At 70.7% G+C, this 18125-nt stretch carries 17 protein-coding genes; 3 read left to right on the top strand and 14 right to left on the bottom strand.

Annotation, left to right across the window (positions count from 1 at the left end):
* Window positions 1-70: 70 nt before the first annotated feature.
* From ACTMTU_RS12305 to ACTMTU_RS12260, 10 genes are all read right to left on the bottom strand, one after another.
* Window positions 71-853: a DUF3152 domain-containing protein gene (locus ACTMTU_RS12305; protein WP_441263507.1), complete on the bottom strand. Its 783-nt coding sequence runs from the start codon at window positions 851-853 to the stop codon at window positions 71-73.
* 293 nt (window positions 854-1146) lie between these two features.
* A complete protein-coding gene (locus tag ACTMTU_RS12300) occupies window positions 1147-1560 on the bottom strand; it encodes a DUF3151 domain-containing protein (protein ID WP_364587672.1) in 414 nt (137 codons plus the stop codon).
* A gap of 78 nt (window positions 1561-1638) precedes the next feature.
* Complete coding sequence (locus tag ACTMTU_RS12295; RefSeq protein ID WP_441263506.1) at window positions 1639-3099, bottom strand: MFS transporter; 1461 nt, start codon at window positions 3097-3099, stop codon at window positions 1639-1641.
* 83 nt (window positions 3100-3182) lie between these two features.
* Window positions 3183-4337, bottom strand: a complete 1155-nt coding sequence (locus ACTMTU_RS12290) for a MalY/PatB family protein (protein WP_441263505.1) — start codon at window positions 4335-4337, stop codon at window positions 3183-3185.
* A 75-nt stretch (window positions 4338-4412) separates the two neighbouring features.
* The gene (gene fbaA / locus ACTMTU_RS12285; RefSeq protein WP_159689423.1) at window positions 4413-5435 is read right to left on the bottom strand and encodes a class II fructose-bisphosphate aldolase; all 1023 of its coding nucleotides are present in this window, start codon (window positions 5433-5435) and stop codon (window positions 4413-4415) included.
* Between the two features lie 218 nt (window positions 5436-5653).
* Window positions 5654-6193 carry an orotate phosphoribosyltransferase gene (gene pyrE, locus ACTMTU_RS12280; RefSeq protein WP_441263504.1) on the bottom strand — a complete coding sequence of 180 codons (540 nt, stop codon included), beginning with the start codon at window positions 6191-6193 and terminating at the stop codon, window positions 5654-5656.
* A gap of 32 nt (window positions 6194-6225) precedes the next feature.
* Window positions 6226-7023, bottom strand: coding sequence for an aldose epimerase family protein (locus ACTMTU_RS12275; protein ID WP_441263503.1), 798 nt, complete (start codon window positions 7021-7023; stop codon window positions 6226-6228).
* A gap of 19 nt (window positions 7024-7042) precedes the next feature.
* A complete protein-coding gene (locus ACTMTU_RS12270) occupies window positions 7043-7999 on the bottom strand; it encodes a CoxG family protein (RefSeq protein WP_441263502.1) in 957 nt (318 codons plus the stop codon).
* A 122-nt stretch (window positions 8000-8121) separates the two neighbouring features.
* Entirely contained in the window at window positions 8122-9714 is a 1593-nt protein-coding gene (locus ACTMTU_RS12265) for a polyamine aminopropyltransferase (RefSeq protein WP_441263501.1), read from the bottom strand.
* 53 nt (window positions 9715-9767) lie between these two features.
* A complete protein-coding gene (locus ACTMTU_RS12260; protein ID WP_441263500.1) occupies window positions 9768-10334 on the bottom strand; it encodes a DUF2617 family protein in 567 nt (188 codons plus the stop codon).
* Between the two features lie 786 nt (window positions 10335-11120).
* On the opposite strand from ACTMTU_RS12260, the gene ACTMTU_RS12255 reads away from it, so the two are divergent.
* A complete protein-coding gene (locus ACTMTU_RS12255) occupies window positions 11121-12320 on the top strand; it encodes a pyridoxal phosphate-dependent aminotransferase (RefSeq protein WP_441263499.1) in 1200 nt (399 codons plus the stop codon).
* Between the two features lie 73 nt (window positions 12321-12393).
* On the opposite strand, the gene ACTMTU_RS12250 is transcribed toward ACTMTU_RS12255, so the two are convergent.
* Both ACTMTU_RS12250 and clpB read right to left on the bottom strand, forming a co-directional pair.
* Window positions 12394-12930, bottom strand: coding sequence for a YbjN domain-containing protein (locus ACTMTU_RS12250; RefSeq protein ID WP_005314553.1), 537 nt, complete (start codon window positions 12928-12930; stop codon window positions 12394-12396).
* Between the two features lie 230 nt (window positions 12931-13160).
* Window positions 13161-15749, bottom strand: coding sequence for an ATP-dependent chaperone ClpB (clpB, locus tag ACTMTU_RS12245; RefSeq protein WP_441263498.1), 2589 nt, complete (start codon window positions 15747-15749; stop codon window positions 13161-13163).
* 121 nt (window positions 15750-15870) lie between these two features.
* Between clpB and ACTMTU_RS12240 the strand changes: the two genes are divergently transcribed.
* Window positions 15871-16275 (top strand): pyridoxamine 5'-phosphate oxidase family protein, encoded by a 405-nt coding sequence (locus tag ACTMTU_RS12240; RefSeq protein ID WP_441263497.1) that lies wholly within the window; start codon window positions 15871-15873, stop codon window positions 16273-16275.
* 119 nt (window positions 16276-16394) lie between these two features.
* Here the strand turns inward: ACTMTU_RS12240 and ACTMTU_RS12235 are convergent, their stop codons facing one another.
* The gene (locus ACTMTU_RS12235; protein WP_100108277.1) at window positions 16395-16712 is read right to left on the bottom strand and encodes a (2Fe-2S)-binding protein; all 318 of its coding nucleotides are present in this window, start codon (window positions 16710-16712) and stop codon (window positions 16395-16397) included.
* Window positions 16709-16927, bottom strand: coding sequence for a hypothetical protein (locus ACTMTU_RS12230; protein WP_441263496.1), 219 nt, complete (start codon window positions 16925-16927; stop codon window positions 16709-16711). The genes ACTMTU_RS12235 and ACTMTU_RS12230 overlap by 4 nt, the downstream gene beginning before the upstream one ends.
* Before the next feature lie 128 nt (window positions 16928-17055).
* Here ACTMTU_RS12230 and ACTMTU_RS12225 point away from each other — a divergent pair, with 128 nt between their 5' ends.
* A complete protein-coding gene (locus ACTMTU_RS12225; protein WP_441263495.1) occupies window positions 17056-18039 on the top strand; it encodes a helix-turn-helix transcriptional regulator in 984 nt (327 codons plus the stop codon).
* The last annotated feature ends 86 nt before the right edge of the window (window positions 18040-18125 follow it).

The following is an 18125-nucleotide window of genomic DNA, read 5'->3' as shown; positions in this document are numbered from 1 at the left end:
ATCCGGGTAGCGGTCCGCCCCTTCCTGTCCGGTGTGGGCCCCGGTCCCCACTCGCATCATAAGCCGAGGATCACACCGGCGGTCCGGAGAGATATGTCCCGTCGTCGTCGTAGGGCCACGCATTGGAGACGCAGCCGTTCAGGCCCTTGATCTGCTGCATCATCACGGGGGCGGGTTCGCCGGGGCCGGGGCAGCCCATGTGCTGCCGGATGCCGATCTCGTGCCCGACCTCGTGGTTGATGATCAGATGCCGGTACTCGGCGGGCGTGCCGGCGAAGGTCGGGGAGCCCAGCATCCAGCGCCGCAGGTTCACCACGACGCCTTCGGTGGTCTCGCAGTTCAGCTCACCACGGGTGTTCAGGCCCACGGCGAGGCAGAGCTTGTCCGCGGTGGCCGGGGTGGCGATCCTGATCACGAAGTCGGCGTTCGACGACACCAGCTGGAAGCGGCCGCGGCCGTTCGCGGCCCAGCCGCGCGGATGGGCCAGGATCTGCTGGATCTCGGCGGCCGCCTGCTGGGCGGACACGTCGACGCCGTCCTCGACCTCCACCTTGTAGCGGCGCAGTGTGCCGGTGCCGGTGCCGGTCGCCGTCCCGGACGACTGCGCGACGGTGAACGTGCCCGGCCCCGACGCCGGCACGCTCGGCGGCTCGCTCTTGGCCGAGGGGGAAGGCGACGGCTTCGGCTTCGGCTTCGGCGAGCTGCTGGGGCTGCGCACCGGCGAGGGCGAGGTCGACGGTGCCGGTGCGGGGTCCTTCGACATCAGCGGTGCGACGTCGGGCCCGTCGGCCGCCTCTGCGGGGGGCGGCCCGCCTCTCCAGTGCGCGAGGGCGGCACCTGCGCCCACCGACATGAGGGCGAGGCAGACGCCCAGCAGAAGTATCGGTCCGGTCGGACGGCGTCGGCCCGTGTTCCGGCGGCTCCGTCTGCGGCTGCGCCCGTTGCGGGCGGCGGCACGCTGGCCCAAGACAGATCTCTCCCCTGGTTCGGCCGGTGTTGGGGGGAGAGGAAGTGGGGGGCCTCTCACCGGCTGTGATCCGTGAATCGGCAGTGTGTGCGATCGTACCGGCCGCGGGCCGGCGCCCCGGGTTCAGGTCGCCGGCCCGCGGAACCGTCACGGCGGGGGCAGGCCCCCGCCGCGACGGTTCAGCTCAGCGTCTCCGCGGCGGTCTGTGAGGAGTCGCGCAGGAACGTGGTGCAGCGCTCGTGCTCCTCCTTCTCGCCGATCGCCCCGGCGGCACGGGCCAGCGCGTTCAGCGCGCGCAGGAAGCCGCGGTTGGGCTCGTGCTCCCACGGCACCGGGCCGTGGCCCTTCCAGCCGTTGCGGCGCAGCGCGTCGAGGCCGCGGTGGTAGCCGGTGCGCGCGTAGGCGTACGACTCGACGACGCTGCCCCGCTCGAAGGCGTCGTCGGCCAGCTGCGCCCAGGCGAGCGAGCTGGTCGGGTACTGGGCCGCGACCTCGGCGGCGGGCGTGCCGCCGGCCAGGAGCTCACGCGGTCCGGGCTCGTCGGGCAGATGGGTCGGGGGAGGCCCCCCGAGCAGGTTCTCGTGGATCGACATGGCCCCCAGTCTCACAGGTCGGGCCCCCTTCCGTGGCCAACGGCCGAAGGTCGGCCGTTGTGCGGTCACGAGAGCGGATCAGCGCTTCGGTTCCGCCTGCGGCTCGAGCGGCGGCGCGGCGACCCCGCAGTTGACCCTGCACTCCGGGTGGCACACGTCCGCGCCCTTCGGCGGCACCCGCACCGTCCCCCATGCGATCAGGGCGCCGGCCACCAGGACCCCCGCGCACATCGGGATCGCGAGCCGGAACGCCTCGTCGAACGCCGTCGCCGAGCGGTAGGCCTCGGGGCCCATACCGGCGAGCAGCGGCAGGGCGGCCACCGCGATCAGGCCCGCGGCACGGGCCGCCGCGTTGTTGATGCCGCTCGCGATGCCCGCCCGTCCGGTCTCCACGGACGCGAGGACGGTCGAGGTCAGCGGGGCGACCAGCGTGACCATGCCCAGGCCCATGACCAGCATGGCGGGCAGCACGTCCACGAGGTACGACGCGTCCTCGCCGACCCTGAGCGTCAGCATCATGCCGACGGCGCAGAGCAGCGGGCCGGCGGTCAGCGGGATACGCGGGCCGATGCGATCACCCAGCTCCCCGGAGCGGGCGGACAGCAGCAGCATCAGCACGGTGGTCGGCAGCAGTGCCGCGCCCGCGCCGAGGGCCGTGTACCCGGCCACGACCTGGAGCTGGAGCGCGACGAGGAAGAAGAACCCGCCGAAGGCGGCGTACACACAGAGCGTCACCAGGTTCACGGCGGTGAACTGGCGGATCCGGAAGAGGGACAGCGGCAGCATCGGCTCCGCCGTACGCCGCTCGACCAGCACGAACGCGGCTCCCACGCACGCGCCGGCGAGCCCCGCCCACACGGTCTCGTCGATGAGCGCGTAGGTCACGAGCCCGAGCGCCGCCGCGCACAGGGCCGCGCCCAGGACGTCGAACCGGCCGGTCGCCCTCGGATCGCGGGACTCCGGTACATGGCGCAGCGCCACCGGTACGCACAGGACGGCCAGCGGCACGTTGAGCAGGAAAACCCAGCGCCAGCCCGGCCCGTCGACCAGCCAGCCGCCGACGAAGGGCCCGATCGCCGCGCCGACGCCGCCGAGCCCCGACCACAGGCCGACGGCCCGCGACCGGTCGTCGGGGTGGAAGCTCGCCTGGATCAGGGCCAGCGATCCGGGAGTGAGCAGGGCGCCTCCGATGCCCTGGAGGGCGCGGGCGGCGACCAGCACACCGCCGTTGGGCGCGATCCCGCAGAGCAGGGAGCCCAGGGCGAACCAGACGACGCCGAGGACGAAGATCCGGCGGCGCCCGTACCGGTCGCCGAGTGCCCCGCCGAGCAGGATCAGCGCAGCCAGCGTCAGCATGTAGGCGTTGACGGTCCACTGGAGGACACCCAGGTCTGCGTCGAGGTCCCTGCCGATGCGGGGCAGTGCGACGTTGACGACGGTGGAGTCGAGCAGTGCCATGCCGGACCCGAGGACGGTCGTCAGGACCACCCAGCGGCCCGTGGCGGATGTCAGCCTGATGTCCCCCGGACTCGTGCCCATACGGGGATCATCGCAGCCGCTTCACGAGGCCACGACCCGAAAGCCCGTGTCCCCGCCGGGAGCCCTCGGGCTTCCGCAGGCGCTCAGGTGACGCGGCGGAGCGCCCGGATCAGGGCGTCCGCGCCGCGTTCCGCCTTGCTGCGCGGACAGCCGACGTTCAGACGGACGAAGCCCTCGCACCCGTACACCGCTCCGGGCATGATCGCGACCTTCTCCCGTTCCACGAGCTCACGCTGGAGCACCGCGTCCTCGGTCCGGGAGCCGATGCCGAGCGGGCGAAGGTCGATCCACGCGAGGTAGCCGGCCTGCGGCGGCTCCCAGCCGAGCTGCGGGAACGCCGCGCCGAGCCGGTCGGCGAGCATCCGCAGGTTGCCGGCCACATAGGCGTTGAGGTCGTCCAGCCACGGTCCGCCACGGCGGTAGGCGGCGATGTGCGCGGTCAGCGACAGCACGGCGGGCGACGCGAGTCCCTCGCCGGTCTCCATCCGGCGCACGAACCCGGCATGGTCGGCGGGGTCGCCGATGATGCCGTACGAGCCACTCAGGGCGGGGAAGTTGAACGCCTTGGTGCCGGAGGTGATCAGGGCCCAGCGGCCGGTGCCGTAGCGGGTCCACGGCAGATGCACCCCGTCGCGTACGAAGTCGGCGTGGATCTCGTCGCTGACGACCGCGACCCCGTACCGTGCCGCGAGCTCGGCGGTCCGGGTGAGCTCGTCGTGCGTCCACACCCTGCCGGTGGGGTTGTGGGGCGAGCAGAGCACCAGCACCTTGCTGTCGGGCCGGGCGAGCTGCCGTTCCAGTGCCTCGTCGTCCCCGACGGGCACTCCGCGCAGCTCCCGGCCCAGACCGGTGATCGCCTTGATGAAACCGTCGTACGTGGGGGTGTGGACGACCACGCCGTCGCCGGGTCCGGTCCACATCCGCAGCAGCTGGGAGAGCTGGTTGAGCACGGAGGGCGCGTACACGACGCGGTCGGTGTCGATGTCCGTGCCGTACCGCACGGCGAACCAGTGACGGATGGCGGAGAGGAAGTCCTCGTTCCGCCAGTCGGTGTAGCCGAAGACTCCGTGCGCCACCCGGTCACGGAGGGCGTCGAGGACCACGGGAGGGGAGGGGAAGTCCATGTCGGAGATGGTGAAGGGCAGCAGGCCGTCGGTTCCGAACCGGTCGGCCACACCGTCCCACTGCACGCTCCAGGTGCCCCGGCGGTCGACGACCGCGTCGAATTCGAAGCTCATGATTCCCCTCCCTGTGGACACACCGCGGGCCCGGCGCCCGCGAGGGGGGTGCCGGGCCCGTGGTGAGGCGGCTACTTACTTGATCTTGGTTCCGGTGGAGCGCAGGGCCGCGCAGGCCTCCGTGACACGGGTGGCCATGCCGGCCTCGGCGAGCTTGCCCCAGGTGCGCGGGTCGTAGGTCTTCTTGGAGCCGACCTCGCCGTCGACCTTCAGGACGCCGTCGTAGTTCTTGAACATGTGGTCCGCCACCGGACGCGTGAAGGCGTACTGGGTGTCGGTGTCGAGGTTCATCTTCACGACGCCGTTCTCCAGGGCCGTGGCGATCTCCTCCGCGGTCGAGCCCGAGCCGCCGTGGAAGACGAAGTCGAACGGGTCGGCCTTGCCGTACTGGGCGGAGACACCCGCCTGGAGGTCCTTCAGCAGCTCGGGGCGGAGCACGACGTTGCCCGGCTTGTAGACGCCGTGCACGTTGCCGAAGGACGCGGCCAGAAGGTAGCGGCCCTTCTCGCCCAGGCCCAGGGCCTCGGCGGTGCGCAGCGCGTCGTCGACGGTGGTGTAGAGCTCGTCGTTGATCTCGTGCGAGACGCCGTCCTCCTCGCCGCCGGTCGGGGTGATCTCGACCTCGAGGATGATCTTCGCGGCGGCGGCCTGCGCCAGCAGCTCCTGGCCGATGGCCAGGTTGTCGGCGAGGGTCTCGGCCGAGCCGTCCCACATGTGGGACTGGAACAGCGGGTTGCGTCCGGCCTTCACGCGCTCGGCGGAGATGTCGAGCAGCGGACGTACATAGCCGTCCAGCTTGTCCTTCGGGCAGTGGTCGGTGTGCAGCGCGACGGTGATGTCGTACTTGGCGGCGACGATGTGCGCGAACTCGGCCAGGGCGACGGCGCCGGTGACCATGTCCTTGCTGTACTGGCCACCCAGGAACTCGGCACCGCCGGTGGAAATCTGGATGATGCCGTCGCTCTCGGCCTCCGCGAAGCCACGCAGTGCGGCGTGCAGGGTCTGGGACGAGGTCACGTTGATGGCGGGGTAGGCAAACTTGCCTGCCTTCGCCCGGTCAAGCATCTCGTTGTAGACCTCGGGAGTCGCGATGGGCATATGTCCGCTCCTTGTGATGTGCGGGTATGTGGTACGGGGGGCCGGGGTGCGTCCCCGGTGAACCCAGTGCCCTGACCTTGGGCGACGTCATCGTCGCGGCCTATCTTTCCAGACTCCCGCCCCGGGTCCACCATGCCTGCCCCGCCTGCATGGCGAAGGGGCGTGCTGTTTCACGTGAAACAGCACGCCCCTTCGAATCCCCGCAGCTCAAGCCATGATCAGGCGAGACCGAGTTCGTCGAGCGAATAAGCGTTGACGTACTTCAGACCCGCCTCCGCGATCTTGGGGGCCGCGCCGCGCTCCACGATCACGGCCACTGCGACGACCTCGCCGCCGGCCTCCCTGACCGCCTCCACGGCGGTCAGCGGGGAGCCGCCGGTGGTAGACACGTCCTCCACGACCAGGCAGCGCCGGCCCTTCACGTCCGTGCCCTCGATCCGGCGCTGCATGCCGTGCGCCTTGCCCGCCTTCCGGACGACGAACGCGTCCAGCCGCTTACCGCGCGCGGCGGAGGCGTGCAGCATCGACGTCGCCACCGGGTCGGCGCCCAGCGTCAGACCGCCCACGCAGTCGTAGTCCAGGTCGGCGGTGGCGTCGAGCATCACCTGACCGACCATCGGCGCGGCCTCGCCGTCCAGCGTGATCCGGCGCAGATCGATGTACCAGTCGGCCTCGATGCCCGAGGAGAGGGTCACCTTGCCGTGCACCACGGCCTTGTCCTTGATCTGCTGGAGCAGCTCAGCACGCACGTCAGTCATGGGGCTCAGCTTAAGGGCGTCGGTCCCCCTGCTCAGAGCCGCCGCCAGCTCCAGGTCGTCGCGATCTCCAGCGGCTCGATCGGGGTGACGAGCTGCGGATGGGTGTTGAGACCGTTCGGCGGGCCGGACTGCGGCTCGACACAGACCGCCTCGGCCTGCTCGTCGTAGATCACGACCCACTCCGCAGGGCTGCGGACGATCAGCTCCAGCCGGCCCGGCCAGGTCAGCGTGACGTCGACCCCGTCGGGCATACCGAAGCAGTCGTCCCACGGGCCGGGGAGCGGCGTGATGCGCTTGCCGGTCGGCAGATGGTCCTCACCGCGCTCCTCCTGCCACTCGGGCGTGAAGTCGATCCGGACGTCCTCGCCCCCATCTCCCAGGTCGCGCAGGAACCAGGGGTGCCAGCCCGCCTGCGCGGGGAACGACGTCCCGTACGTCTCCACGCCCATCCTGAGGGTGACGGAGTCGTCCGCCAGCTCGAACGTCTGGGTGACGCGCCCTGTGTACGGCCACGGGTCGGTGAGGTCGTAGGTGAAAGCGGCCTCGCTTTCACCGGCCCGCGCGGTACGCCAGACGGTGTCCCGGCCGGTGCCGTGAATGGCGTGCGGCGGGGCGTTGAGCGGCAGTTGATGCGGTACTCCGCCGTTGCTGAACTGCCCGTCCCGCGTGCGTCCGCACCACGGCACCATCGGGAACGACCCGTAGCGCTCGCCCTGCCGCAGCACTTCGGTGCCGCCGATGCGCAGGCTTCCGATGCGGCAGCCGTTATCCGGATGCACGGTCAACTCGACGTCACCGGCGGCCAGCCGGATGCTCTGTTCGCTACTCACACCCCGACATTACGGCGTGTCACCTACGGCGGCGCAGCGCCCTGCCGACCACGACCGCAGACGCCAGTGCCAGGGCCGCGGCGGGGGCCAGCCACCGCAGGGTCGCCCCCGTGGAAGAGGCGTCGGGAGCCGGGGTGGGCGCGTAGCGGCCGCGCGGTGGGGCGTGGTCGACCTCCTCGGCGCTGCGGCCGATCATGGTGCGCCGTGCGTGGGCGGCCTCGGCGGGCACCGCGTCCGGCAGGTCGGACAGGTCGTCGAGGTCCTCGATGCCGTCGAGGTCGTCCACACCGTCCAGGTCGTCCGCGCCGTCGACATCGTCGAGGTCCTCGAACTCGTCCTCGGCGTCGGCGCCGAGCGACGGCGGAGGTACGGGTGCGTCGAAGACCGAGCCGACGGGGTCGGACGCGTCGTCCGACCCGGCTGCTGTCGCGTCCTGGGCGTCGCCCGCGGCGGCCGAAGGCTCACCGGCCGCTTCCTGCGGTTCCGGGGCCGGAGCGGCACCGTCACCGTCGGCGCGCTCCTCCGGCTGCGTGTCCTCGAAGGCGGCCGCGGCCAGCGCTTCCGCGAAACGGTCGAGCAGCCGGTGGGCCGCCGACACCTTCGCACCGGCCGCGAGGTCGGCCAGCCTGCCCTCGGCACGCGCGGAGCCGCTGAACGTCAGCGTCGTGCCGCCGTCGGTCTGCGCGGGGCGGATCGTCAGCGTCAGCTTCACCGAGCCGGCGCCGCGTGCCTCGGCGCCCTCGCCCTCGACGGCGAAGACACCGCCCCGCTCGTCGTCCTGTTCCGTGATGTGCAGAGCGCCGCGGTAGGTGATGGTGTGGCCGGCGACTCTGACCTTGAGCCGCCCCGACAGGGGGCCCGCCGACTCGTCTGCGTCCTGCTGGAGCCCAGGGACGCAGCGGGCGACCCTGGCGGGGTCCCGCAGCGCACGTCGGAGGGTCTCAGCCGGTACCGGAACGAACAACTCATGCTCCATGGAAGCCGAGCCTACTCAGCACGGCCCGCCGCGTCTGCCTTTCCGGCGCGCGCCCGCCACGTCCGCGTCTTCGCCGGCCCGTGTCCGCCGTGCCCGTGCCCGGACCGCCATGGCCATGACGGTCAGCGGGTGTAGCGCGGCTGGACCAGCGTCGAGGGCAGCAGACCCGTCAGCCGGGTCCGCTCCGCCGCGAACGTGTCCTGCGTGAGCGTGTCCTCGACCTCCGAGCGCAGCCGCGGCGCGTCCGCGCCGATCGCGAGCCCGGGTGCGCCGCCCTCGGCCGCGATCAGCAGTCCCCAGTCGGTGGCCGCGTCCTCACCCGCCCTGAACCGCGCCGGGCCGCCCGCCGTACCGGTCCCCCTCCCGCTGACCCGGTACGCCGTGGTGCCGAAGCCGGCGGCCCGCAGCGTCGTGTCGACCGTCCAGTACGTACGGGGCCGCGCGGTCGGCCCTGCGTGGACCACCAGCCGCCCGCCGTCCGCCAGGACCCGCCGGGCCAGCCCGTAGAACTCCAGCGAGTAGAGCTTGGTGCTCGCGGTGATACCCGGGTCGGGCAGGTCGGAGACGATCACGTCGTACGTGCCCTCGTGCTCACGCAGCCAGGAGAAGGCGTCCGCCGTGACGACCCGGGTCCGCGGGTCGTCGTACGCGTGGTCGTTCAGATCGGTGAGCGCCGGATCACTGCGGGCCAGCTCGACCACTCCGGGGTCGCGCTCGACGACGGTCAACGCCCGGACATCGGCGTACCGCAGTACCTCGCGTGCTGCCAGCCCGTCGCCGCCGCCGAGGATCAGCACCCGTTCGTGCGGACCTCGCATGGCGGGGTGGACGAGCGCTTCGTGGTAGCGGTGCTCGTCCTGGCCCCGCACCTTCAGGCGTCCGTCCAGGAAGAGGTCCGGCGGCCGGGAGGGCCCGCCGGTGACAACCACCTCCTGGACACCGGTGCGCACGGCGACCCGCACATCGGAGCCGTAGACCGCCCGGCGGGCCGCCCGCTCGAAGTCGTCGACCATCACGGTGGCGCCCGCCAGCACCACCAGCACGAGGACGTTGACGGTGAGCAGCCTGGTCCGCCAGCGCGGTGTGAGGTCGCGGCGGAACAGCCACAGCACCACCGCCCCGCCGGCCATGGCGTTGACCGCACCCGTCACCAGTGCCCCGGTGAGTTCACCGAGCCACGGCAGCAGCAGGAAGGGGAACGCCAGCCCGCCGACGAGCGCCCCCACGTAGTCCGCGGCGAACAGATCGGCGACGGTGCCTTCCGCGTCCCTCCGGGAGATGCGCTGGATCAGCGACATCAGCAGCGGTATCTCCGCGCCGATCAGGACGCCGATGGTCAGGCTGAAGACCACCAGCGGCACCCCGGATCCGCCGAACCAGGCGAAGGACGCGTAGAGCACCATGGCCGAACTGCCGCCGACCAGCGCCAGTGCCGCTTCCAGCAGGCCGAAGCCCACAGCTGCCCGGCAGCGCATCCGCTTGGCGAGGAGCGATCCGATGCCCATCGCGAACACCATCACCGACAGGATCACGGACGCCTGGGTGACCGAGTCCCCGACCAGATACGTGGCGAGCGCGACGAGTTCCAGCTCGTAGACCAGGCCGCAGGCCGCGCAGACGAAGACCGCGGCGAGCACGAGATGGCGGCCGGACTCGGGGCGCACGGGCAGCAGCACCATGCCCTGGGGCGGTGCGGTCTGCGGCCGGTCGATCATCCTCGACACGCTACGTCACAGGCGTCGCACGGGCTGTCACCCACAGGTGTCGACTACAGCCCGGAAGGCTCGGGGTGGCGGTCGGGGTGGCGCATCCGCACGCTCTGCGACCCGCGGGCCGAGAAGCCGACGCGCGTACGCGTGACGACGAGCCGGCCCTCCTGCGGGTACGCGTGCCAGGTGCGCCACCGCGCCTGCCCCTCGCCGCTCTGGGCCACCATCGCGGTGAACGCGTGCGGGGAACCGGGGAACGTGCCGGCGAGACCGTGGGGGTGGTCCGCGACGAGGGCCAGCAACTCCTGGGCCCGGCCCGCGAACGAGCGCTGGGAGAGCGTCTCGACACGTGCCGCGAACTCGTACTCCCAGTCGCCGAGGCGCTTCGCCACCCCGAGGGGCAACGGCGTGCTGCTGCCGGGGATGCAGGCGACGGTTTCCGAACAGGTGCCCCGCTCCTCCTCGAGAAGCACCTGGTGGGAGGCACCCAGCAGCCTCAACTGAAGCTTGGAACCGGACAGTTCGAGGTCGAGGACGGCCAGGGCGGGGAGCGGCTCCCGGCCGAGCGCCCAGGCGAGGTCGTCGGCACGGGTGTCGGTATAGGCGGTATCGATGGTCGTGAGCATGGGTCGGCTCCGCAAGCGCGCTTCGGCGGGTGGACGCGTGGACCTGGCACTCCGAAAGGGTGCGCAAGACGTGTGGGGGGTGGCCTGCTTCGGTCCACGTGAGGTCCGAGGGCTGAATGGATCCAACAGGTTCCGACAGTGAGAAAATCACGAAATGGACGTCGCCCACAGCGTTTTTACCCAACTTGGCGCGGTTTCCATCCCCTCGGGGGCCCATAGGTTCAACTGTTCAACGGAGATCGACCGGGCGAAGTCAACACGTCCGCCGGACTTTCTGCCAACAGGAAGGCACCGGGCGGGAGTTGGCTTTCGTCACTCACCCGCCGGGCACCTTCACCGTCGCGGACCAGCTGCCCCGTGTCAGCTGCCTCCGCCGCATCCGCCCCCGCCTCCGCCTCCGCCGCACGACGACGAGCTGCTGCTGCTGCATGACGAGTTGCTGCTGCCGCACGACGAGCCGGAGCCTCCGCCGTCTCCGCCACCCCACCACGCTCCACCGCCGCTCGCGGCCCCGCTGCCGCCGCCGCGGCGACGGCGACTCGTGCGGCTCGCGCCGGACGCCGCCACCACAGCGAGAACGACCACCAGAGCGAACAGTGCGATCCCGAGAAACATCATGATTCTCCCCGTCCTTCTCGTTCCCCCGAAGCAGGACCCCCGCGACACTGCGTGACCGCTTCACCCGCACCCGCGGGACGTTTACCTGCGTGGCAAAGGGATGCCCTCGGCCACTCGGAGCCAAAGCAGACTTGAGCAACTCCAGAGGTTCCGCGCAGGATGACCGCCATGACGACGCACAGGACAGCAGGCGAAGAGGGCCCCCGGCCGCTGCTCAACCGCAGGCTGGCGGAGTTCGGCACCACGATCTTCGCGGAGATGTCGGCGCTGGCCCTGCGCACCGGCTCGATCAATCTCGGTCAGGGCTTCCCCGACACCGACGGCCCCGAGGAGATCAGGGAGGCGGCGGTGCGCGCCCTGCGCGACGGCCGCGGCAACCAGTACCCGCCCGGTCCGGGCGTCCCTGAGCTGCGCACCGCGATCGCGGAGCACCAGCGGCGCTTCCACGGCCTGGCCTACGACCCGGACAGGGAGGTCCTGGTCACGGCGGGCGCCACGGAGGCGATCGCCGCCGCCCTGCTCGCGCTGGTGGAACCGGGCGACGAGGTGATCGCGCTGGAGCCGTACTACGACTCGTACGCGGCGAGCATCGCCATGGCGGGCGGCGTACGGGTGCCCGTGACGCTGCGCCCGCACGAGCTCGCCTTCCGCCTCGACCTGGACGAGCTGCGTGACGCGGTCACCGACCGAACCCGTCTGCTCCTGATCAACACACCGCACAACCCCACCGGCACGGTCCTGACCCGCGCGGAGCTGGCGGCGATCGCCGAGCTCGCTGTCGAACGGGACCTGCTCGTGGTCACCGACGAGGTCTACGAGCATCTGGTCTTCGACGGCGAGCATGTGCCGCTGGCGTCGTTCCCGGGTATGCGCGAACGCACCGTTACGATCTCCAGCGCCGGCAAGACGTTCTCGTTCACCGGGTGGAAGGTCGGCTGGGTCACCGCCTCCCCCGAGCTGGTCACGGCGGTCCGCTCGGCGAAGCAGTTCCTGACGTACGTCTCGGCGGGCCCGTTCCAGTACGCGGTCGCCGAGGCGCTCCGCCTCCCGGACGCGTACTTCGACGGCCTCCGCGACGATCTGCGCGCCAAGCGCGACCTGCTGAGCGAGGGCCTGTCCGCGGCCGGGTTCGCGGTGCACCGCCCTGCCGGCACGTACTTCGTCACCACCGACATCCGGCCGCTCGGCGAGGAGGACGGCTTCGCCTTCTGCCGTGCGCTGCCGGAGCGCTGCGGGGTGGTGGCGATCCCGAACGCGGTCTTCTACGACCACCGTGACGAAGGCGCGCCGTTCGTTCGGTTCGCGTTCTGCAAGCGGGTCGACGTCCTCGAGGAGGCCGTCGCCCGGCTGAAGTCCCTGGCGCGCTGAGAAAGCGGCAGGCCCGGCGGGCCTGCGATCTCAGGGATCGCGGACCTGCCGGGCCTCATGTGTGCGTGACGCGTCAGGCGTCGTCGGCCGGCTTCTCCTCCTCGGGGACGGCCAGACCGAACTGCTCCGCGAGCCACTTGTCGAACTCGATCGAGGCGCGCACCCAGCTGACCGTGGACGAGACGAAGTGCTCGAGGCTCACGCCGGTGCCGATGAGCATCTGCGCCTCACCGATGAGGCGGATCGTCGGAAGCTCGGCGCCCTCCTCCTCGTGGAGGTGGGTGTAGACCTTCGGCCACAGGGTGCGGCGGTTCCAGTCGTCGATGGCGTCGAGGATCTTGGCCTTCTCGGTGACCGCGTGCGGGCGGTCGTAGAAGGTCCGCACCGAGAAGACCTGCTGCTCGTCCTCACCGCGGAACATGAAGTACGTGCGGAAGTCCTCCCACGGCGCCGCGAGGTCGCCCTCGTCGTCGACGACGTACTTCAGCTCCATCTGGTCGAGGAGCTGCTTCACCAGGTCCTGGTCGGGAACGACGGGGCCCGCCGGTCCTGCGGCCTGAGGCTTGGGCTGGCCCCCGAAATTCGGAATCGAGGACGGGTCGATGGTCACCGTGTATTTCCCTTCGTACGGATGCCGCCATCCTCTCCCATCCCCGGCGGGGGCTGGCAAGCCCCGCCGCCCGCGATCCGCTGCGGGCTGACAAGATCTCCCGCTCGGGTGCCCCGCCCGCCGCTGTCCGGGTGAACAGGCGGCGGACGCGAACGGGGCACGAGGACGGGCCACCACCCTCATGCCCTGTCCTCGTGCCCCGCTCGCCGGGACGGCCGTGCCGCGCGGTGTCAGGTCGCCGCGCCCACGATCAGGCCGTCCTCGAAACGGTCCACCCGTACGGTGTCGCCGTCGTTGACCTCGCCCGCGAGGATCTCCTTCGCGAGCCGGTCACCGATCGCCGTCTGGATCAGCCGCCGCAACGGACGCGCGCCGTACGCCGGGTCGTTGCCCTCCTCCGCGAGCCAGGCCAGCGCCTCGGGGGTGACCTCCAGCGTCAGCCGGCGGTCCGCCATCCGCTTGGCCAGCCGTCCGATCTGGAGCTCGGCGATGCGCTCCAGCTCCGCCTTGGACAGGGCGGAGAAGACCACCAGGTCGTCGAGCCGGTTGAGGAACTCCGGCTTGAAGGAGGCCCGCACGACCTCCAGCACCTGCTGCTTCTTCTGCTCCTCGCTGGTCGTGGGCTCCATCAGGTACTGCGACCCGAGGTTGGAGGTCAGGATCAGGATGGTGTTGCGGAAATCCACCGTCCGGCCCTGGCCGTCGGTGAGCCGCCCGTCGTCGAGCACCTGGAGCAGGATGTCGAAGACCTCGGGGTGGGCCTTCTCCACCTCGTCCAGCAGCACCACGCTGTACGGGCGCCGGCGCACGGCCTCGGTGAGCTGGCCGCCCTCCTCGTAACCGACGTAGCCGGGAGGCGCGCCGACCAGGCGGGCCACGCTGTGCTTCTCGCCGTACTCGGACATGTCGATGCGGACCATCGCCCGCTCGTCGTCGAAGAGGAAGTCCGCGAGCGCCTTCGCCAGTTCCGTCTTGCCGACACCGGTCGGGCCGAGGAACAGGAAGGAGCCGGTGGGCCGGTCGGGGTCGGCGATGCCCGCCCGTGTCCGGCGCACCGCGTCGGAGACGGCCTGCACGGCCTCGGACTGGCCGATGAGCCGGCGGCCCAGCTCCTGCTCCATGCGCAGCAGCTTCTGCGTCTCGCCCTCGAGGAGCCGCCCGGCCGGGATGCCGGTCCAGGAACCGACGACGTCGGCGATGTCGTCCGGGCCGACCTCCTCCTTGACCATCGTGTCCTTGGAGGCCTGCTCGGCCTCGGCCTGCGCCGCCTCCTCCAACTCGCGCTCCAGACCCGGGATCTCCCCGTAGAGCAGCTTGGAGGCGGTGTCGAAGTCGCCGTCGCGCTGGGCGCGTTCGGCCTGTCCGCGCAGGTCGTCGAGGCGTTCCTTCAGCTCACCGACACGGTTGAGGCCCTGCTTCTCCTTCTCCCAGCGGGCGGTGAGTCCGCGAAGCTCCTCCTCCCGGTCGGCCAGGTCCCTGCGCAGCTTCTCCAGGCGCTGCTTGGAGGCGGGGTCGGACTCGTTCCTGAGCGCCAGCTCCTCCATCCGCAGCCGGTCGACGGCGCGCTGGAGTTCGTCGATCTCGACGGGCGAGGAGTCGATCTCCATGCGCAGCCGCGACGCGGACTCGTCGACGAGGTCGATGGCCTTGTCCGGCAGGAACCGGGAGGTGATGTACCGGTCGGAGAGGGTGGCGGCGGCGACGAGCGCGCTGTCGTTGATCTGCACCTTGTGGTGGGCCTCGTAGCGGCCCTTGAGCCCGCGCAGGATCGCGATGGTGTCCTCGACCGACGGCTCGGCGACCAGCACCTGCTGGAAGCGGCGCTCGAGCGCCGGGTCCTTCTCGATCCGCTCGCGGTACTCGTCGAGCGTCGTCGCGCCGACCATCCGCAGCTCGCCGCGGGCCAGCATCGGCTTGAGCATGTTGCCCGCGTCCATGGCGGAGTCGCCGCCGGCGCCCGCGCCGACGACCGTGTGCAGCTCGTCGATGAAGGTGATGATCTGGCCGTTGCTCTCCTTGATCTCGGACAGCACGGTCTTCAGCCGCTCCTCGAACTCACCGCGGTACTTGGCGCCCGCCACCATCGCGCCGAGGTCGAGCGCGACCAGCCGCTTGTTGCGCAGCGACTCGGGCACGTCGCCCTTGACGATGCGCTGGGCGAGGCCCTCGACGACGGCGGTCTTGCCGACGCCGGGCTCGCCGATGAGCACCGGGTTGTTCTTCGTGCGCCGCGACAGGACCTGCACGACGCGGCGGATCTCCTGGTCCCGGCCGATGACCGGGTCGAGCTTGCCCTCGCGGGCAGCCGCGGTGAAGTCCGTGCCGAACTTCTCCAACGCCTTGTACTGACCCTCAGGGTCGGGTGTGGTCACCCGGCGCCCTCCCCTTGTCTTCTCGAAAGCGTCCAGCAGTTGCTTGGCGCCGGCGCCCTGCCGGTCCAGCACCTCCCCGGCCGCGCCGCCCTTCGCCGCGATGCCGATGAGCAGGTGCTCGGTGGACAGGTACTCGTCGCCGAGTTCCTTGGCGCGCTGCGAGGCGTCGGCGATGACGGCCAGCAGTTCGCGGTTGGGCTGGGGCGGGGCGACCGTGGAGCCGGTCACGCTCGGCAGCGACGCGAGGATGCGCTCGGCCCCGGAGCGTACGGCGGCCTGGTCCGCGTCGACGGCGGCCAGCAGATCGGTGATGTTCTCGTTGTCCGCGCCCTCCAGCAGCGCCAGAAGCAGATGCGCCGGGGTGAGGTCCGGGTGTCCGCCGGACACCGCCCTGCTGGTGGCGGCGTTGATCGCGTCCCGGCTCTTGTTGGTCAGCTCGGCGTCCACGTGCGCATCTCCTCCTTGCCGATGGAGCGGTTACCTCAATTATGACCCAAGCAACCTGTATAAAGTTGAGTCTAATCCACTCAGGGTACTGCCCGGCAGGGCCCGGAGGTAGGTTCCGCCCATGGCCATCGATCCTCGCAACCCCGGCGCGTCCTACCTCAGCTTCTGGCGTGATCACCACATGTGCACACTGACGACCCCCCGGCCTGACGGCACTCCGCACGTCGTCGCGGTGGGAGTCACCTACGACCCCGAGGGCGGTTTCGCCCGGGTGATCACCAACAAGCACAGCCGCAAGGTCGCGAACGTGCTGGCCGCCGGCCCGGAAGGGGCACGGGTCGCGGTCTGCCAGGTGGACAGAGGCCGCTGGGCGACGCTGGAGGGCATCGCGACGATCCGCACGGAGGCGGAGGTCGTGGCGGACGCGGTGAGCCGTTACGCGGAGCGGTACGGACGCACCCCGGCCCCCAATCCGGACCGGGTGGTCATCGAGATCGCGCTCACCCGCGCGATGGGCCGGGCGTAACCGGGCCGGGCTCCGGACATGTTTCCGGGCAGCACAACGGCGCCATCGTGTTTCAGGTCCACGATGGCGCCGCTGTGTGGGGGAAGCACCTGAGCGATTTGAAACGACGGGGGAATCGCTCAGGCACTGCGGGGGGTGGCGGTTGTGTCCGGCTCGGCCAGCTGGTGGTCACGCTGGTCGAGATTGACAAAAATCATGCCGTACCGGATGGCACAGCGGACGGGCTGAGGAGCCCCTCGGGGCCGGCGAAGACAGCGGTAGGCACGGACATCCTCGTCCTCCTCGCGCGCGACGACGATCGGCTCACCGAACAGGGTGACCATCAACGAGTCGCCACGGTGCGGAATCGCCGTGACGAGGTCGATGAAATGCCACCCGGACCTGTAAGCCGTCGCCATCTCCCGCCGGAACACGCGATCATCCGGCGGGATGGTCATGCGCCCGCGCCCGCGTCCACGGGAGCGATCTCCCACGTGAGTTCGTCGGCGCCCGCGATCACCGCACCCACAGACTCCGACTCCCAGGTCGGCTCACCGGCGATCACCGTGTGCGCCGGCCCTGATTCCCACGTCGGCTCACCGCTCGTCCCTAGAACACTGAACGCGGCTGCGGCAACAGCAAGTGCGCCAAGTATGCGAAGCGTCCTGTTCATGGAGGATCTCCACCCCATTCTGTCCAATACCCTCCCCCCGCGTCTAAGACGATGTCTCACACCGAATGCTTCCACCAGCGACCACAGGCATCATGTTCCTGTAATTCAGGACCCTGAGGGGGTGTCAAATGGCGTCGAACAAGGACAATGTCGGGCATAGCCACAGTGCAGGCGAACTATGCGAAGCAGGGAAGAATCTCTACGCAACGGCATTGCGTACCGGCCAGGTTTCCCGGTCAGAGGCCGGGAGCGCACCCTGCCTGCTGGATCTCGCCCTGCTGCGCCCCGATCCCGACGACGCCGGCTGGCTGCGCCCGGTCCCGCCGTCACTCGCACTCAACCAGCTGATTCACCCCATCGAAAGGGAGATCCAGGAGCGCCGGCAGCTCGCCCTGTCCATCGTCGGCACGTTCGAGCCGTTCATGACCCTGACCGCCCAGGACCTGTCGACCAGGCACGCCATCACCGTGCTCGAGGGCCTGGGCCTCATCAACGCGGCGCTGGACCGGGTCACCGCCGAGTGCGCCGAGGAACTCCTGACCGTGCAACCCGGCAGCGGACGGCGTCCGGACACCCTGGAGCACGGTCTGCGCCGGGCGGAGCCGCTGCTGAAGAACGGCGTGAAGATGCGCACGCTGTACCAGCACACGGCCCGCCACCACCCCTCGACACTGGCCTATGTCGAACGGGTCAGTCCCTACGGCGTGGAGGTCCGCACGCTCGAGGAGATCATCGACCGCCTGATCATCGTCGACCGCAAGGTGGCCTTCGTACCCGCCCGCAGCGACCGGCAGGTCGCCCTGGAACTGCGCCACGAAGGACTCGTGCGCTACCTCGTGGGCGTCTTCGAGCAGTTCTGGCTCCATGCCACACCGTGGGAGGAGCAACTGTCGTACGCGCCCGAGCTGGACGGCATCACCAGCGTGCAGCGCTCCATCGCCAAACTGCTCGTCGAAGGACATGTCGACGACTCCATCGCCCGCCGCCTCGGGATGAACGTGCGCACCTGCCGTGCCCACATCGCCAAACTGAACGCCACGCTCGGCAGCGGCAGCCGCGCCCAACTCGGCTACCTGATCGCCCAGTCGGGAATCCTGGACGAGAGCCGCTGAATCCGGCCGGACAGACGTGAAGGGCCGGAGGCACAGTGCCTCCGGCCCTTCGGGCGTCGGGACGGCCTGGGCCGCCCGACGCGGGG

The organism is Streptomyces sp. OZ13 (genome assembly GCF_052068155.1).
GTDB lineage: Bacteria > Actinomycetota > Actinomycetes > Streptomycetales > Streptomycetaceae > Streptomyces.
The sequence above is the reverse complement of the archived record's forward strand: the minus strand, read 5'-3'. Positions and strand labels throughout refer to the sequence as shown.